Origin of the sequence: Streptomyces venezuelae, assembly GCF_008642355.1 — a bacterium.
GTDB lineage: Bacteria > Actinomycetota > Actinomycetes > Streptomycetales > Streptomycetaceae > Streptomyces > Streptomyces venezuelae_B.
Genome location: NZ_CP029193.1, coordinates 5,683,889 through 5,699,970, shown reverse-complemented (window position 1 = coordinate 5,699,970; position 16,082 = coordinate 5,683,889). Strand labels below are relative to the sequence as shown.

At 71.9% G+C, this 16,082-nt stretch carries 13 protein-coding genes; 9 read left to right on the top strand and 4 right to left on the bottom strand.

Annotation, left to right across the window (positions count from 1 at the left end; genetic code table 11):
* Positions 1 to 2: 2 nt before the first annotated feature.
* Positions 3 to 1,424 carry a sensor histidine kinase gene (locus DEJ47_RS26520; protein WP_150175878.1) on the bottom strand — a complete coding sequence of 474 codons (1,422 nt, stop codon included), beginning with the start codon at positions 1,422 to 1,424 and terminating at the stop codon, positions 3 to 5.
* 5 nt (positions 1,425 to 1,429) lie between these two features.
* Positions 1,430 to 2,095, bottom strand: coding sequence for a response regulator transcription factor (locus DEJ47_RS26515; protein ID WP_150172321.1), 666 nt, complete (start codon positions 2,093 to 2,095; stop codon positions 1,430 to 1,432).
* A 151-nt stretch (positions 2,096 to 2,246) separates the two neighbouring features.
* Here DEJ47_RS26515 and DEJ47_RS26510 point away from each other — a divergent pair, with 151 nt between their 5' ends.
* The gene (locus DEJ47_RS26510; protein WP_150172319.1) at positions 2,247 to 2,939 is read left to right on the top strand and encodes a PepSY domain-containing protein; all 693 of its coding nucleotides are present in this window, start codon (positions 2,247 to 2,249) and stop codon (positions 2,937 to 2,939) included.
* 67 nt (positions 2,940 to 3,006) lie between these two features.
* On the opposite strand, the gene meaB is transcribed toward DEJ47_RS26510, so the two are convergent.
* Together meaB and DEJ47_RS26500 are read right to left on the bottom strand one after the other, a co-directional pair.
* On the bottom strand, positions 3,007 to 3,963 hold the full coding sequence (gene meaB / locus DEJ47_RS26505) for a methylmalonyl Co-A mutase-associated GTPase MeaB (RefSeq protein WP_150172317.1): 957 nt from the start codon (positions 3,961 to 3,963) through the stop codon (positions 3,007 to 3,009).
* A gap of 67 nt (positions 3,964 to 4,030) precedes the next feature.
* Positions 4,031 to 5,233 (bottom strand): acetyl-CoA C-acetyltransferase, encoded by a 1,203-nt coding sequence (locus DEJ47_RS26500; protein WP_150172315.1) that lies wholly within the window; start codon positions 5,231 to 5,233, stop codon positions 4,031 to 4,033.
* 138 nt (positions 5,234 to 5,371) lie between these two features.
* On the opposite strand from DEJ47_RS26500, the gene mce reads away from it, so the two are divergent.
* The 8 genes from mce (at position 5,372) to DEJ47_RS26460 (ending at position 16,076) form a co-directional block, all read left to right on the top strand.
* Complete coding sequence (gene mce / locus DEJ47_RS26495; protein ID WP_150172313.1) at positions 5,372 to 5,812, top strand: methylmalonyl-CoA epimerase; 441 nt, start codon at positions 5,372 to 5,374, stop codon at positions 5,810 to 5,812.
* Between the two features lie 238 nt (positions 5,813 to 6,050).
* Positions 6,051 to 10,022 carry a polarized growth protein Scy gene (scy, locus tag DEJ47_RS26490; RefSeq protein ID WP_150172311.1) on the top strand — a complete coding sequence of 1,324 codons (3,972 nt, stop codon included), beginning with the start codon at positions 6,051 to 6,053 and terminating at the stop codon, positions 10,020 to 10,022.
* 182 nt (positions 10,023 to 10,204) lie between these two features.
* The gene (locus tag DEJ47_RS26485) at positions 10,205 to 11,140 is read left to right on the top strand and encodes a hypothetical protein (RefSeq protein ID WP_055700062.1); all 936 of its coding nucleotides are present in this window, start codon (positions 10,205 to 10,207) and stop codon (positions 11,138 to 11,140) included.
* 74 nt (positions 11,141 to 11,214) lie between these two features.
* Complete coding sequence (locus DEJ47_RS26480; protein ID WP_150172309.1) at positions 11,215 to 12,192, top strand: ABC transporter ATP-binding protein; 978 nt, start codon at positions 11,215 to 11,217, stop codon at positions 12,190 to 12,192.
* Positions 12,193 to 12,195: 3 nt separating this feature from the next.
* Entirely contained in the window at positions 12,196 to 12,966 is a 771-nt protein-coding gene (locus tag DEJ47_RS26475; RefSeq protein WP_150172307.1) for an ABC transporter permease, read from the top strand.
* A 19-nt stretch (positions 12,967 to 12,985) separates the two neighbouring features.
* On the top strand, positions 12,986 to 13,819 hold the full coding sequence (locus DEJ47_RS26470; RefSeq protein WP_150172305.1) for a hypothetical protein: 834 nt from the start codon (positions 12,986 to 12,988) through the stop codon (positions 13,817 to 13,819).
* Positions 13,820 to 13,938: 119 nt separating this feature from the next.
* Entirely contained in the window at positions 13,939 to 15,135 is a 1,197-nt protein-coding gene (locus DEJ47_RS26465; protein WP_150172303.1) for an ABC transporter ATP-binding protein, read from the top strand.
* 71 nt (positions 15,136 to 15,206) lie between these two features.
* On the top strand, positions 15,207 to 16,076 hold the full coding sequence (locus DEJ47_RS26460) for an ABC transporter permease (protein ID WP_398335878.1): 870 nt from the start codon (positions 15,207 to 15,209) through the stop codon (positions 16,074 to 16,076).
* The last annotated feature ends 6 nt before the right edge of the window (positions 16,077 to 16,082 follow it).

The window sequence follows — 16,082 nt, the reverse complement described above, 5'->3', positions numbered from 1 at the left end:
CCTCATTCCGCCGACGACTGAGGGCTCGGCAGCCGCAGCTCGAACAGCGCACCGCCGGACGGCGCCTCCCGCACCACGAGCGTGCCGCCGTGCCGCACCGCCACGTCCCGCGCGATGGCGAGGCCCAGACCGGCCCCGCCCTCGTCGCGGGTCCGCGCGTCGTCGAGCCGCACGAACCGCTCGAAGATCCGCTCCCGCTCGCCCTCCGGCACGCCGCTGCCGTCATCGGCCACCTCAAGGACCGCCCAGGCCCCGTCACTCCGGGTGGTGACCGTGACGCGGGAGCGTGCGTGCCGCTGCGCGTTGTTCAGAAGGTTGCCGAGCACCCGCGCCAGCTGGCCGCGGGAGCCCGCGACTTCGGCGCTCTTCAGGTCCGCGTGCACCTCGACGTGGTCCCTGGTGCGCTGCGAGAGCTCCTCGCGCGCGAAGGCCGCCAGGTCGACGCGGCCCGCCCCCGGCTTCTCCCCCGCGTCCAGACGGGCCAGGAGCAGCAGGTCGGCGGCGAGTTCCTGGAGCCGCACGGTGTCCTCGACGGCGCCGTCGACGTCCAGCAACTCCGGATGCGCGGCGCCCACTTCGAGCTGCGTGCGCAGCGAGGCGATGGGACTGCGCAGCTCGTGCGAGGCGTCCGCCACGAACCGGCGCTGACGCTCCACGGAGGTCTGCAGCGCGGTGAGCGTCTCGTTCGTGGTGCGCGCGAGGCGGGCGATCTCGTCGTGCGTGTCCGGCTCGGGCACGCGGCGCGCGAGGTCCTCCGACGCGGTGATCGCGGACATCTCCGCGGTGATCGCGGCCACCGGACGCAGCGCGCGCCGCGTCACCAGCCAGGTGACTCCGGCGACGACCGCGAGGAGCAGCGGGAACCCGATCAGCATCGACGTCAACGCCGTGGACACGGCGCTCTGTTCGTCGGAGAGCGAGCCACCCGCGTGGACGGTGAAGTCGCCCTTCGGCGAGCTGACCTCGACGGCGGCGAAGCGGTACTCACCGCTCTCGCCGTCGATCGTGGCGGAGCCGTCGGTGTACTCGGTCTCGTCGTCGATCTCCCCGTCCTCGCGGTCCCCTGCGTCCCCGCTGTCCCCCTTCACACCCGCTCCCCCACGGCCGGGCTTCACCTGGTCGACGCCCGTTCCGCTGATCCTCTGCAGGTCCTCACTGGCCGCGACCAGCCGCCCGTCGCCGTCGACGACCTGCACGGGCTGGTTCTCGTCGTCCGGCAGGTCCAGGTCGCCGAGTGACCGGACCGTGAGGAGCTGCGAGGCGACCTTGCGGGCGGCCGAGTCGGCCCGGGACCCCGCCTGGTCGGTGAGGTTGTCCCGCAGCGAGAGCAGCACGGCGGCGCCCGCCGCGACCAGGGCGAGGGCGACGACGAGGCTCGCGCCGAGCGTGGCCCTGGCCCGCACCGATCCGAACAAGCGGCTCATCCTGCTCATCGCGGGGCCTCCAGGCGGTATCCGGCGCCGCGCACGGTCTTGATGAGGGCCGCGCCGAGCTTGCGCCGCAGCGTGCTCACGTACACCTCGACGATGTTGGGGTCGCCCTCGTACGCGAAGTCCCAGACATGGTCCAGGATGTCGCCCTTGGAGACGACCTCGCCGCTGCGCAGCACCAGCTGCTCAAGGACCGCGAACTCCTTCGCCGTGAGCGTCACTTCGTCCTCGCCGCGGAACACGCGGCGCGCCGCCGTGTCGATCCTGAGGTCGCCCAGGGTGTGGACCGGAGAGGGCCCCGCGGTGCCGCGCCGGCGCAGCAGGGCCTTCACCCGGGCGACCAGCACGACGTACGAGAAGGGCTTGGTCAGGTAGTCGTCCGCGCCGGTGTCGAGGCCCTCGGCCTCGTCGTACTCGCCGTCCTTGGCCGTGAGCATCAGGATCGGCACGTCGTGTCCCGCGGCGCGGAGCGTGGAGCAGACGCGGTAGCCGTTCATGCCGGGCAGCATGATGTCGAGGATCACCAGGTCGTACGTGCCCTCGCTCGCCCGGTGCAGCCCGTCGACGCCGTCGTGGACGACGTCCACGGCGAAGCCCTCGGCCGTCAGGCCCTTGGCCAGCGACAGGGCCAGTCGCTTCTCGTCCTCCACGATCAACAGGCGCATGCGTTCAGGGTGGCAGAGCGAAGCTGAAGAGTTCTTCAGGCGGCTTCAGCGTGCGTTCAGGATCGCTCCGCCAGATTGGTCCGTGTCGAAAGCGAACGGCAGCGGCCCCCGGGTCGCCGCCCCCACCGCCCACTTCTTCGGGAGGACCCTCATGAAGCGCAACATCGTCATCGCCACCGTCGCCGCCGCGGCCCTGATCGGAGGCGGCAGCGCCGCCGCCTTCGCGACCGGCGGTGACGACGACAGCGCCGCGAGCAAGTCGAGCGTCCAGCTGAAGGACAACGACCGCAAGGACCAGGACGACCGCGACGACCGGGACGACGACCGCAAGGACGACCACCGCGACGACGCCGCCGAGGTGACCGCCGCCGACGCCATCAAGGCCGCCCTCGCGGACACGTCCGGCACCGCGGTCTCCGCCGAGCTCGACGACGAGGACGGCGGCCTGGTCTGGGACGTCGACATCCTGAAGGGCAAGACCTGGCACAGCGTCGAGGTCGACCCGGGCACGGGCAAGGTCCTCGGCTCCTGGGTCGAGAAGGACGACAAGGACGACGCCGCTGAGGACGCCGCCGACGCCGCTCGCGTGAACTCCGCCCTGAAGGGCGCCTCCGTCACCGCCGCGGACGCCGCGAAGGCCGGCGCCGACAAGGGCACCGTGACCTCCGTGGACCTGGACGACGACGGCACGGCGACCGCCTGGAACGTGGAGACGACCGGTGCGAAGGGCGCCGAGTCCGAGTACGGCGTCGACCTGAAGACCGGCAAGGTCACCGCGGACCACTCGGACGACCACGACGACCGCGACGGCCAGGACCACGACGACGACGGCTCCGACGACTGACGGCCGCAGAAGGGCCCACTTCCGCCGCGGGGGCGGCGCCACACCGGCGCCGCCCCCGCGGCGCGTCTCAGCTCTCCGTCAGGCCCTCGACCAGCTCGTCCGCGGCCGTGTACGGGTCGAGCTCCCCCGCCACGATCCGTTCCGCGAGCGCGGAGAGCCGCAGGTCGCCGTGGAGGGAGCCGATGCGCTCGCGCAGGGCCGTGACGGCGATCGTCTCGACCTCGCGGGAGGCGCGGGCGACCCGGCGCTCGCCGAGGACCCCCCGCTCCTCCATCCACGCCCGGTGCTTCTCCAGCGCCTCGACGACCTCGTCGAGGCCCTCGCCGCGCGCCGCGACCGTCTTCACGATGGGCGGGCGCCAGTCGCCGGGGCCGCGGGACTCGCCGAGGCCCAGCATGTGATTCAGCTCGCGCGCGGTCGCGTCGGCGCCGTCGCGGTCCGCCTTGTTGACGACGTAGACGTCGCCGATCTCCAGGATTCCGGCCTTGGCCGCCTGGATGCCGTCGCCCATGCCGGGCGCGAGGAGGACGACCGAGGTGTCCGCCTGGGAGGCGATCTCCACTTCGGACTGTCCGACGCCGACCGTCTCGACGAGGATCACGTCGCAGCCCGCCGCGTCGAGGACGCGGATGGCCTGCGGGGCGGCCCAGGCGAGCCCGCCGAGGTGTCCGCGCGTGGCCATGGAGCGGATGTAGACGCCGGGGTCGGACGCGTGGTCGGACATCCGCACGCGGTCGCCGAGGAGCGCGCCCCCGGAGAAGGGGGACGACGGGTCGACGGCGAGGACGCCGACCCGCTTCCCGGCCCGCCGGTACGCGCTCACGAGCGCCGACGTCGATGTCGACTTGCCGACACCGGGGGAACCCGTGAGGCCGACCACGTACGCGTGGCCGGCGAGCGGCGCCAGCGCCGCCATCACTTCACGCAGCTGCGGTGACGCCCCCTCGACCAGTGAGATCAGCCGGGCCACGGCCCGCGGCCTGCCCTCGCGGGCCTGCGCCACCAGGGAGGGGACGTCCTGCATCACAGCTCCGTTCACTACGTACTACGTACTGCGCATTGCGTACGAGAGGACAGTGGCCGACCGAGGGCTAGGCCTTGGCCACCTTGACGATCAGGGCGTCGCCCTGCCCGCCGCCACCGCACAGCGCGGCCGCGCCCACGCCGCCGCCCCGGCGCTTCAGCTCCAGGGCGAGGTGCAGCACGAGGCGTGCGCCGGACATCCCGATCGGGTGACCCAGTGCGATGGCCCCGCCGTTGACGTTCACCTTTTCCGAGGACACCCCGAGGTCCTTCATTGACTGGACGGCGACGGCGGCGAAGGCCTCGTTGATCTCGATGAGATCGAGGTCCTCGACCGCCAGGCCCTCCTTCTTCAGGGCGTGCTGGATGGCGTTGGAGGGCTGCGACTGGAGCGAGCTGTCGGGACCCGCCACGTTGCCGTGCGCACCGATCTCGGCGATCCAGGCCAGGCCGAGCTCCTGCGCCTTGGCCTTCGACATCACCACGACGGCGGCGGCGCCGTCGGAGATCTGCGAGGACGTGCCCGCCGTGATCGTGCCGTCCTTGGCGAAGGCCGGGCGCAGCTTGGCGAGGGTCTCCACGGTGGTCTCGCCGCGGATGCCCTCGTCCTGGGAGAAGAGGACCGGGTCACCCTTGCGCTGCGGGATCTCGACCGGGGTGATCTCGGCCTCGAACAGGCCGTTCTTCTGGGCGGCGGCGGCCCGCTGATGGGAGAGCGCGGCCACCTCGTCCTGCTCCGGGCGGCGGATGCCCAGGCGGCCGTTGTGCTTCTCCGTGGACTCACCCATGGCGACGCCGTCGAAGGAGTCGGTCAGGCCGTCGTACGCCATGGAGTCGAGCATCTCGATCGCGCCGTACTTGTGGCCCTCACGGGACTTGGGGAGCAGGTGCGGGGCGTTGGTCATGGACTCCTGACCGCCGGCCACCACGATGTCGAACTCGCCGGCTCGGATGAGCTGGTCGGCGAGCGCGATGGAGTCGAGACCCGAGAGACAGACCTTGTTGATGGTCAGCGCGGGGACGTTCATGGGGATGCCCGCCTTGACGGCGGCCTGACGTGCCGGGATCTGCCCTGCCCCGGCCGTCAGCACCTGTCCCATGATCACGTACTGGACCTGGTCGCCTCCGATGCCCGCGCGCTCCAGCGCGGCCTTGATCGCGAATCCCCCCAGATCCGCACCCGAGAAGGACTTCAGGGAGCCGAGGAGACGGCCCATGGGCGTGCGTGCGCCCGAGACGATCACTGAGGTGGTGCCGGTCGTTCCTGCCATGTGCGACGACCCCTTGGGAGGAGAGGAGTTAACGAGGGTTTATCTGAATGTACTGAGCAGTACCCCCGCCGTCACCGGGCGGCGACTGTGATCGCGCGCACGTTGCGTAATCACTGCGTCAAGCGCTGCACTTGAAGCATGCTGACGCGAATCGATCACATCGGGATCGCCTGTTTCGACCTCGACAAGACCGTCGAGTTCTACCGCGCGACGTACGGATTCGAAGTGACCCACTCCGAGGTCAACGAAGAGCAGGGCGTGCGCGAGGCCATGCTGAAAATCAACGACACCAGTGACGGAGGCGCCTCCTACCTGCAGCTTCTGGAACCGACCCGCGACGACTCCGCGGTCGGCAAGTGGCTGGCCAAGAACGGCGAGGGCGTGCACCACATCGCCTTCGGCACCGCGGACGTCGACGGCGACGCCGCGGCCATCAAGGACAAGGGCGTACGCGTCCTCTACGAAGAGCCCCGCATCGGCTCCATGGGCTCGCGCATCACCTTCCTGCACCCGAAGGACTGCCACGGTGTCCTGACGGAACTCGTCACTTCGGCACCCTCCGACTCCCTGGAGCACTGACCTCCCCATATCCGGGCCGGTAGGGTGAGGGGCGGCCGTCCGAAGTCGGGGCGGCCACATGCCGGGGTCCGGGTTTCGGGGGACGAGCGTCGGGGCAGCAGCCCATGCTCCGCTGTTGATCTGACACCATTCCCCCGGGGGCCTCGTTCGGCGGATGGACGGGGCTCGTTGGAAAGACGTGCGACCAGGGTTGGGGTATCCCCTGCTCGACGAGCTTGGGGAAGGATGGGACCGCGCAGTGCGGGGCTACGAACGCCAAGAGAACTCGCGGGCTGAGACGGACAGTCTGTCCCGGTTCGAGGCCGAGATGGACCGGCTGAAGACCGAGCGGGAGAAGGCCGTCCAGCACGCCGAGGACCTCGGCTACCAGGTCGAGGTGTTGCGCGCCAAGCTGCACGAGGCGCGCCGCAACCTCGCGTCCCGCCCTGCCTACGACAGCGCGGACATCGGGTATCAGGCCGAGCAGTTGCTCCGCAATGCCCAGATCCAGGCCGAACAGCTGCGTGCCGACGCCGAGCGCGAACTGCGTGAGGCCAGGGCGCAGACCCAGCGCATCCTCCAGGAGCACGCCGAGCAGCAGGCCAGGCTCCAGTCCGAGCTGCACACCGAGGCCGTGACGCGGCGCCAGCAGCTCGACCAGGAGCTGAGCGAGCGCCGGCAGACCGTCGAGTCGCACGTCAACGAGAACGTGGCCTGGGCCGAACAGCTCAGGGCCCGCACCGAACAGCAGGCCCGTCGCCTCCTCGACGAGTCACGCGCGGAGGCCGACCAGGCCCTGGCCGCCGCCCGCGCCGAGGCCGCCCGCGTCGCCGAGGAGGCCCGTCAGCGCCTCGCCGGTGACGCCGAGGCCGCTCGCGCCGAGGCCGAGGCCATCCTGCGCCGTGCCCGTTCGGACGCCGAGCGCCTCCTGAACGCCGCGTCGACGCAGGCCCAGGAGGCCACCGACCACGCCGAGCAGCTGCGGTCCAGCACGGCGGCCGAGACGGAGCAGGCGCGCCGCCAGGCCGCCGAGGCGAGCCGCGCCGCCGAGCAGCGCATGGCCGAGGCCGAGACGGCGCTGCGCGAGGCGCGCGCCGAGGCCGAGAAGGTGCTCGCCGAGGCCAAGGAGACCGCGACCAAGCAGCTCCAGGCCGCCGAGGGCGCCAACGAGCAGCGCACGCGCACCGCGAAGGAGCAGGTCGCCCGGCTGGTCGGCGAGGCCACCAAGGAGGCCGAGGCCACCAGGTCCGAGGCCGAGCAGCTGATCGCCGACGCCCGTGCGGAGGCCGAGAAGCTGATCGCGGAGGCCGCCGAGAAGGCGCGCACGATCACCGCCGAGGAGACCGCGGGCCAGCTCGCGAAGGCCGCGCGGACCGCCGAGGAAGTCCTCGACAAGGCGTCCAAGAACGCCAAGGAGACCACGAAGGCCGCCACCGAGCAGGCCGAGCGGATCCGCTCCGAGGCGGAGGCCGAGGCGGACCGGCTGCGCGCGGAGGCGCACGACATCGCCGAGGAGCTCAAGGGCGCGGCGAAGGACGACACCAAGGAGTACCGCGCCAAGACCGTCGAGCTGCAGGAGGAGGCGCGCAGGCTGCGCGGCGAGGCCGAGCAGCTGCGGGCCGACGCGGCCACCGAGGGCGACCGCATCCGCAGCGAGGCGCGGCGCGAGGCGGTCAAGGAGATCGAGGAGGCGGCGAAGTCCGCCGAGGAGCTCCTCGCCAAGGCGAAGGCCGACGCCGAGGAGCTGCGTACGGCCGCGACCGCCGAGAGCGAGCGGGTCCGTGCCGAGGCCGTCGAGCGGGCCACGTCCCTGCGCACGCAGGCCGAGGAGACCCTGGAGCGCACCCGCGCGGAGGCCGAGCGGCACCGCGAGGAGGCCGCCGAGCAGGCCGAGGCCACGAAGTCGGAGGCCGAGGAGGCCGCGCGGGCGCTGCGCGAGGAGACCGAGCAGGCCATAGCGGCCCGCCAGGCCGAGGCGGCCGAAGAGCTGACGCGGCTGCACACGGAGGCCGAGGAACGGCTGTCAGCGGCCGAGCAGGCGCTGTCCGACGCCCGCGCGGAGGCCGAGCGCATCCGCAAGGAGGCCGCGGACGAGACGGAGCGGCTGCGCACGGAGGCCGCCGAGCGGATCCGCACACTCCAGTCGCAGGCCGAGACGGAGGCGGAGCGGCTGCGCACGGAGGCCGCCGCCGACGCGTCGCAGGCCCGCGCGGAGGGCGAGAACATCGCCGTGCGACTGCGTTCGGAGGCCGCCGCGGAGGCGGAGCGGCTGAAGACCGAGGCGCAGGAGTCCGCGGACCGCGTGCGCGCGGAGGCGGCTGCCGCCGCCGAACGCGTGGGCACGGAGGCCGCCGAGGAGCTGGCCGCCGCCCAGGAGGAGGCCGCGCGCCGCCGCCGCGAGGCCGAGGAGACGTTGGGCTCCGCCCGCGCGGAGGCCGACCAGGAGCGCGAGCGGGCCCGCGAGCAGAGCGAGGAACTCCTCGCCTCCGCCCGCAAGCGCGTCGAGGAGGCGCAGGCCGAGGCGATCCGTCTGGTCGAGGAGGCCGACCGCCGCGCGACCGAGATGGTCACGGCCGCCGAGCAGCACGCCCAGTCCGTACGGGACTCCGTCGCCGGCCTGCACGAGGCGGCGCAGGAGGAGGTCGCGGGCCTGCGGTCGGCCGCCGAGCACGCCGCCGAGCGCACGCGGACGGAGGCGCAGGAGGAGGCCGACCGCGTCCGCGCCGACGCCTACGCGGAGCGGGAGCGTGCCACCGAGGACGCCAACCGCACCCGGCGCGAGGCGACGGAGGCGTCGGAGGCCGCGAAGGCCCTTGCCGAGCGCACGGTCTCGGAGGCCATCGCGGAGGCCGAGCGGATGCGTTCGGACGCCTCGGAGCACGCCCAGCGGGTGCGCACGGAGGCGTCGGACACCATCGCGCAGGCCGAGCAGGACGCGTCCCGTACGCGCGCCGACGCCCGCGAGGACGCCAACCGCATCCGCAACGACGCCGCGAGCCAGGCCGACCGGCTGATCGGCGAGGCCCGCAGCGAGGCCGAGAAGCTGCAGTCCGACACGGCCGCGGAGGCCGAGCGGGTGCGCACGGAGGCGGCGGAGCAGGCGGAGCGGCTGCGTGCCGAGTCCACCGCGGAGGCCGAGCGGCTCAAGGCCGAGACGACGACCGAGGCGGAGCGGGTCCGCGCGGAGTCGGTGGCGAAGGCCGAGAAGCTCATCGCGGACGCTTCGGGCGACGCGGAGCGGCTGCGCGCCGAGGCCGCCGAGACGGTCAACTCCGCGCAGCAGCACTCCGAGCGGATCCGCAGCGAGTCCGAGCGCGTCAAGGCGGAGGCGGCGCGGGAGGCCGAGCGGCTCACGTCCGAGGCGCGCGAGGAGGCGGAGCGGACCCTGGACGAGGCCCGCCAGGCCGCCAACAAGCGCCGTCAGGAAGCGGCCGAGCAGGTCGACACGCTCATCACGGAGGCGGCCGCGGAGGCGGAGAAGCTGACGGCGGACGCGCAGGAGAAGGCGCTCAAGGCGACGACGGACGCCGAGGCGCAGGCCGACACGATGGTGGGCGCTGCCCGCAAGGAGGCCGAGCGGCTGGTCGCGGCGGCGACGGTCGAGGGCAACTCGCTGGTGGAGAAGGCGCGTACGGACGCGGACGAGCTGCTGGTCGGCGCCCGTGGCGACGCGACCGCCATAAGGGAGCGCTCGGAGGAGCAGCGCGACCGGGTGACGGCCGAGATCGAGGAACTGCACGAGCGTGCGCGCCGCGAGTCCGCGGAGGCGATGAAGTCGGCGGGCGAGCGCTGCGACGCGCTGGTCAAGGCCGCGGAGGAGCAGCTGGCCGAGGCCGAGGCGAAGGCCAAGGAGCTCCTCTCCGACGCCACCTCCGAGGCGAGCAAGGTCCGTATCTCCGCCGTGAAGAAGGCCGAGGGTCTTCTGAAGGAGGCCGAGGCGAAGAAGAGCGAGCTGACGCGCGAGGCGGAGCGCATCAAGGCCGAGGCAGAGGCCGAGGCGACGCGCATCGTCGAGGAGGGCAAGCAGGAGCTGGAGGTGCTTGTCCGGCGCCGGGCCGACATCAATGCCGAGATCTCCCGTGTCCAGGACGTGCTGGAGGCGTTGGAGTCTTTCGAGGCCCCGTCGGGCGGCGCGAAAGCCGGGCCCGGCAGCGGCTCTGCCGCGGGTGGCGTCAAAGCCGGAGCCGCGGCAGGGTCTACACGTTCGAGTGGGAAGCAGTCGGATGGGTAGCCAAGGAGCATCGCCCGTGCTTTGAAAGGACCTTTGGCCCTGTCCCTGGCAAGTGCTCCCGCGGTTGACCACTCAAAAGGGGTGTCATTCTCCAGATCAAACGGGCATCTGCTCGATGACACGCCGCTTGGACCCCTAGGATTCCCTCTATCACCTCACCGGTCTCATTCGACAGGAACCCCATGAGCGACACTTCCCCCTACGGCTTCGAGCTTGTGCGGCGTGGGTACGACCGCGCTCAGGTGGACGAACGTATCTCCAAGCTCGTCTCCGACCGTGACAGTGCTCTGGCCCGTATCACTGCTCTGGAAAAGCGCATCGAGGAACTGCACCTCGAGACGCAGAACGCCCAGGCCCAGGTCGCCGACGCCGAGCCGTCGTACGCCGGTCTCGGTGCCCGCGTCGAGAAGATCCTCCGCCTCGCCGAGGAGGAGGCGAAGGACCTGCGCGAGGAGGCCCGGCGCGCCGCCGAGCAGCACCGCGAGCTCGCCGAGTCCGCCGCGCAGCAGGTGCGCAACGACGCCGAGTCGTTCGCGGCCGAGCGCAAGGCCAAGGCCGAGGACGAGGGCGTCCGGATCGTCGAGAAGGCCAAGGGCGAGGCGAGCGCGCTGCGCGCCGAGGCCCAGAAGGACGCGCAGTCCAAGCGTGAGGAGGCCGACGCCCTCTTCGAGGAGACCCGCGCCAAGGCCGCCCAGGCCGCCGCGGACTTCGAGACGAACCTCGCCAAGCGCCGTGAGCAGTCCGAGCGTGATCTGGCCTCGCGTCAGGCCAAGGCGGAGAAGCGCCTCGCGGAGATCGAGCACCGCGCGGAGCAGCTGCGCCTGGAGGCCGAGAAGCTGCGTACGGACGCGGAGCGCCGCGCCCGCCAGACGGTGGAGACCGCGCAGCGCCAGGCCGAGGACATCGTGGCCGACGCGAACGCGAAGGCGGACCGGATCCGTTCGGAGTCCGAGCGCGAGCTCGCCGCTCTGACGAACCGTCGCGACTCCATCAACGCGCAGCTGACGAACGTGCGCGAGATGCTGGCGACGCTCACGGGTGCGGCCGTGGCCGCCGCGGGTACGCCCGCGGAGGACGAGCCGATCTCCCGTGGAGTGCCGGCGCAGCAGACCCGCTGAAGCGCTCCGTCAGGACAGCGAAGCCCCCCGCCACTCCGGTGGCAGGGGGCTTTGTCCCGTTTTAGCGTTGCCGCATGATCGAGCTCGACGGGCTGACCAAGCGGTACGGCGAGAAAATGGCCGTCAACAACCTGACCTTCACCGTCCGGCCTGGCATGGTCACCGGTTTCCTCGGGCCGAACGGCGCGGGGAAGTCCACCACCATGCGCATGCTGCTCGGCCTCGACAACCCGTCGGCCGGGTCCGTCCGCATCGACGGCCGGCACTACGCGCAGCTGAAGGACCCCCTCAAGTACATCGGCGCCCTGCTCGACGCCAAGGCGATGCACGGCGGCCGGAGCGCCTACAACCATCTCCTCTGCCTCGCGCAGAGCAACGGCATCCCGCGCGCCCGCGTCACCGAGGTCCTGGACACCGTCGGACTGACCGCCGTCGCGAAGAAGAAGGCCAAAGGGTTCTCGCTCGGCATGGGCCAGCGCCTCGGCATCGCGGGGGCGCTCCTCGGCGACCCCGAGATCCTGATGTTCGACGAGCCCGTCAACGGCCTCGACCCCGAGGGCATCCACTGGATCAGGAACCTGATGAAGTCCCTTGCCGCGCAAGGGCGTACGGTCTTCGTCTCCTCGCACCTGATGAGCGAGATGGCGCTCACCGCCGACCACCTCGTCGTCATCGGACAGGGCCGCCTCCTCGCCGACATGTCGATGTCCGACTTCATCCGGCAGAACTCACGGTCGTACGTCAGACTCCGCTCCCCGCAGCGCGAACGCCTCCTCGACGTCCTGCACGAGACGGGCATCACCGCGGTCGAGGCGGGCGACGGCGCCCTCGAAGTGGACGGAACGCCCGCGGAGGAGCTCGGCGAGCTCGCCGCGAGCCGTCAGCTGGTCCTCCATGAACTGAGTCCCCAGCAGGCCTCCCTGGAGGAAGCCTTCATGCAGCTCACCGCGGAGTCGGTCGAGTACCACGCGCACACGGACAGCGGGGCGGCACCACCACCGCAGACAGGCGGCTGGGGCGAAGGCTGGCAGCAGCAGCGGAAGGGGGCCTGAGCGATGGCCGCGGCACAAGTGCTGAAATCGGAGTGGACCAAGATCCGCTCGGTCTCGTCGACCATCTGGACGCTCGGCCTCGCCTGCGTCGTCACGATCGCGCTCGGCGCGTTGATCAGCATCCTGTCCAAGAACGACTACGACAGCCTCGACGCGAAGGACCGGCTGACCTTCGACGCGACGTACATCAGCTTCGCCGGAATGTCCCTCGGCCAGCTCGCGATGATCGTCTTCGGGGTGCTCGTCGTCGCGAACGAGTACAGCACCGGCATGATCCGCACCTCGCTCGCCGCGGTCCCGCAGCGCGCCACGTTCCTGTTCGGCAAGATCGCCGTGGCGACGCTGCTCGCGTTCGTGGTGGGCCTGGCCACCAGCTTCATCACGTTCTTCGTGGGCCAGGCGATGCTCGGGCCGTACAAGGCCCACCTCGGTGACCCCGGCGTGCTGCGCGCCGTCATCGGCGGCGCGCTCTACATGACGCTGATCGCGGTGTTCTCGATGGGCGTCGCGGCGATGCTGCGCAGCCCGATGCTCTCCCTCGGCATCCTGATGCCGTTCTTCTTCCTGATCTCCAGCATCCTCGGCAACGTATCGGCGACGAAGAAGATCGGCCGCTTCCTGCCCGACCAGGCCGGGAGCAAGATCATGCAGGTCAAGTCGCCGTTCGACGACGACACGCCGTATGGGCCGTGGGGCGGGCTCGCGATCATGCTGGCGTGGGTGGTGCTCGCGCTGATCGGTGGGTACGTACTGCTGAAGAAACGGGACGCGTAGCGGTACATCAGGGGGGCGTGTGACGGCACAGGACCACGGGCTCGCGGCGCTCGGCCTCGACGGCGTGCCCGCGCTGCAACCCCTCACCTACCCGGGCCCGCCCGTCAGCGCGCCCGCCCTGCTGACCGGGACCGAGCTGCTGCCGCTGCACGCGCGGCCGGGCGGCCTCGGCTCGTGGACGGTCGACGGCTCCCCCCGGACCCTGGACGACGTCCTGGACGCCCTCGGGCAGGCGCCCGTCGCCGGACGTCACCCCGTGCTCGCCGTCGGCTCCAACGCCTCCCCCGGACAGCTCGCCCACAAGCTCGGCAGGCTCGGCATCCCGCGCACGGTGCCGATGGTGCCCGTGCGGCTGCGCGGCCTCGGCATCGGCTGCTCAGCGCACATCGGCCGGGCCGGATACGTGGCGGCCGCGCCCTACGCCCGCGCCGGGGAGCAGCGCACGCTCGTCGTCTCCTGGCTGGACCCCGCGCAGCTGCCCGCCGTCGACGCCACGGAGCTCCCCAACTACCGGCGCGTACCGCTGTCCGGGGAGGCGTACGCGATGACCCTGCCGTCCGGCGAACCGCTCACCGGCGCGTCCGTCTACGTCAGCGCGCGCGGCGTCCTCGCCGACCCGCTCACCGGCCTGCCCCGCCCCGGCGGCGGCGACCAGGCGGCGCTCCTGGACACCCTGCTCGACGCGTCCGCGCCGCTGCGCGAGCTCCTCGGCCCCGACGCCGCCGCCTGGGTGCGCAGGGCCGCCGCCGACCCCGAGCTGCGCGCGCGGGGCACGCTGCTCTTCGCGGAGGAGGGCTGGGTGCTGCCCTGGACCGATCTGCCGTGGACGGATCTGTCGCACTCGTCCGTGTGAAGCGACGTGCGGCGCCGGGTTTACTTGCTCTTGGCTGGAACCGTCAGCCCACCGTTATCCTCCTAACCCTTACGGGGGCGTGTGCCCCGACGTCCTGAACCATTCGATGGGTGCGGAGAATGATCGAGGCAGTCGGTCTGACGAAGCGCTACGGCGCCAAGACAGCCGTGTACAACCTTTCCTTCCAGGTGCGGCCCGGAACCGTCACCGGCTTCCTCGGGCCGAACGGCTCCGGCAAGTCGACGACGATGCGCATGATCCTGGGGCTCGACGCGCCCACCAGCGGGCAGGTGACGATCGGCGGCTATCCGTACCGGAAGCTCCCGAACGCGCCGCGCCAGGTCGGCGCGCTCCTCGACGCCAAGGCCGTCCACGGCGGCCGGCACGCCCGCAACCACCTGCTCTGCCTCGCGCAGCTCTCCGGCATCCCGGCCCGCAGGGTCGACGAGGTGCTCGGCGTCGTGGGCCTCCAGGACGTGGCGAAGAAGCGCTCCAAGGGCTTCTCGCTCGGCATGGGCCAGCGCCTCGGCATCGCGGCGGCACTCCTCGGCGACCCGCAGGTGCTGCTCTTCGACGAGCCGGTCAACGGCCTCGACCCCGAGGGCATCCTCTGGGTCCGCAACCTGATGAAGTCGCTCGCGGCCGAGGGACGCACGGTCTTCGTGTCGTCCCACCTCATGAGCGAGATGGCCCTCACCGCCGAGCACCTGATCGTGATCGGCCGCGGCCAGCTGCTCGCCGACATGAGCGTCAAGGACTTCATCTCGCACAACTCCGCGGACTTCGCGCGGGTGCGGACGCCGGACGGCGAGACCATCGCCCGCGAGAAGCTGACGGCCGCGCTCACCGAGGCGGGCGGCCAGGTGCTGCCCGAGCAGGACGGCGCGCTCCGTGTCACGGGCCTGCCGCTCCCCCGCATCAGCGACCTCGCGCACGGCGCGGACGTCCGCCTGTGGGAGCTCTCCCCGCACCAGGCGTCGCTGGAGGAGGCGTACATGCGGATGACGCAGGGCGCCGTCGACTACCGCTCCACGGTCGACCAGCGCGCGGGCCTCCAGCAGGAGATGGCGCCCGGCGCCCTGCCGCCCGGCCAGCAGGCGCCGGTGCCCGGCCAGGGCCAGCCCGGCTGGTACGCCCCGCCGCCGCCCCAGCCGGGCGGCCAGCCCTTCGCGATGCCGCAGGGCGCGCCCGGGACGCCGAACCCCTACGCCGCAGCTCCCCCGCAGCAGGCCCCGGCGGCGGCCCCCGCGGCCCCTGCCCCCGCGCCCTCTCCCGCCCCCGACATGACCAAGCGCGACAGCGAGGACAAGCGATGACCACGCCTCCGACTCCGCAGCAGCAGCCGCAGGCGCAGCCCCAGCAGGCGTACGCACAGGCGGGCGCCCCCATGCAGGGCGCCCCGATGCAGGGAGCCCCCGCGGCCCCCGCGCCGGCCGCTCCCGCGCCGCCCTCCGCCTGGCAGCAGGCGATGGCGAACGCCTACACCTCGCCGATCCCGGTCAAGAAGACCCACCTCGGCAACGCACTCTCCTCGGAGTGGACGAAGATCAAGTCGGTCCGCTCCACGATGTGGACCCTGGGCATCTTCCTGCTCCTGGTCATCGGCATCGGCCTGCTCGCGGTGGCCAACACCCAGTCGGTCGACTACGCGGACGTGCCGTTCACGCTCCCGGCCTTCTTCGGCCTGATGCTCGGCCAGATCTGCCTGATCACGCTGGGCGTGCTCGTCACCTCGTCCGAGTACGGCACAGGCATGATCCGTACGACGTTCACCGCCTCGCCGCAGCGCCACCGCGTCCTCACCGCGAAGATCCTGATCTTCTTCGTGATCGCCTTCGTCGTGTCCGCCGGCTCCATCCTCCTGGTGGGCCTCGCGGCGTCGGCCGCCCACAGCGGCCCGGAGGCGGGCGACCTCCCGTGGGCCGGGTCGGTCTTCAAGGGCGGCCTGTACGTCTCGCTGCTCGGCGTGCTCGCGCTCGCCGTCGGCTCGATCCTGCGGCACTCCGCGGGCGCCATCACGGCGATGCTCGGCGTGGTGCTGCTGCCCGCGATCCTGGGCGGCTTCCTGATGATCTGGGAGAGCACGCAGCCGCTCGGCGAGAAGATGAACGACTACAACGCCATCACGGCCCTCGCCAAGATCTTCGGCGCGGACGACACGGGCGCGAGCGGCGGCTCGCAGCTGACGCTGCTCGTCGTCGTCACCCTGGCCGCCGTCGCCGGTGCGTTCGCACTCCTGGAGAAGCGCGACGTATAGCCGTAC

Coding starts and splice junctions, on each gene's coding strand:
- DEJ47_RS26480 (WP_150172309.1), top strand. CDS start 11,215: ATGATCGAGCTCGACGGGCTGACCAAGCGGTACGGCGAGAAAATGGCC.
- DEJ47_RS26485 (WP_055700062.1), top strand. CDS start 10,205: ATGAGCGACACTTCCCCCTACGGCTTCGAGCTTGTGCGGCGTGGGTAC.
- DEJ47_RS26465 (WP_150172303.1), top strand. CDS start 13,939: ATGATCGAGGCAGTCGGTCTGACGAAGCGCTACGGCGCCAAGACAGCC.
- DEJ47_RS26460 (WP_398335878.1), top strand. CDS start 15,207: ATGCAGGGCGCCCCGATGCAGGGAGCCCCCGCGGCCCCCGCGCCGGCC.
- DEJ47_RS26510 (WP_150172319.1), top strand. CDS start 2,247: ATGAAGCGCAACATCGTCATCGCCACCGTCGCCGCCGCGGCCCTGATC.
- mce (WP_150172313.1), top strand. CDS start 5,372: ATGCTGACGCGAATCGATCACATCGGGATCGCCTGTTTCGACCTCGAC.
- DEJ47_RS26475 (WP_150172307.1), top strand. CDS start 12,196: ATGGCCGCGGCACAAGTGCTGAAATCGGAGTGGACCAAGATCCGCTCG.
- DEJ47_RS26500 (WP_150172315.1), bottom strand. CDS start 5,233: ATGGCAGGAACGACCGGCACCACCTCAGTGATCGTCTCGGGCGCACGC.
- DEJ47_RS26515 (WP_150172321.1), bottom strand. CDS start 2,095: ATGCGCCTGTTGATCGTGGAGGACGAGAAGCGACTGGCCCTGTCGCTG.
- meaB (WP_150172317.1), bottom strand. CDS start 3,963: ATGCAGGACGTCCCCTCCCTGGTGGCGCAGGCCCGCGAGGGCAGGCCG.
- DEJ47_RS26520 (WP_150175878.1), bottom strand. CDS start 1,424: ATGAGCCGCTTGTTCGGATCGGTGCGGGCCAGGGCCACGCTCGGCGCG.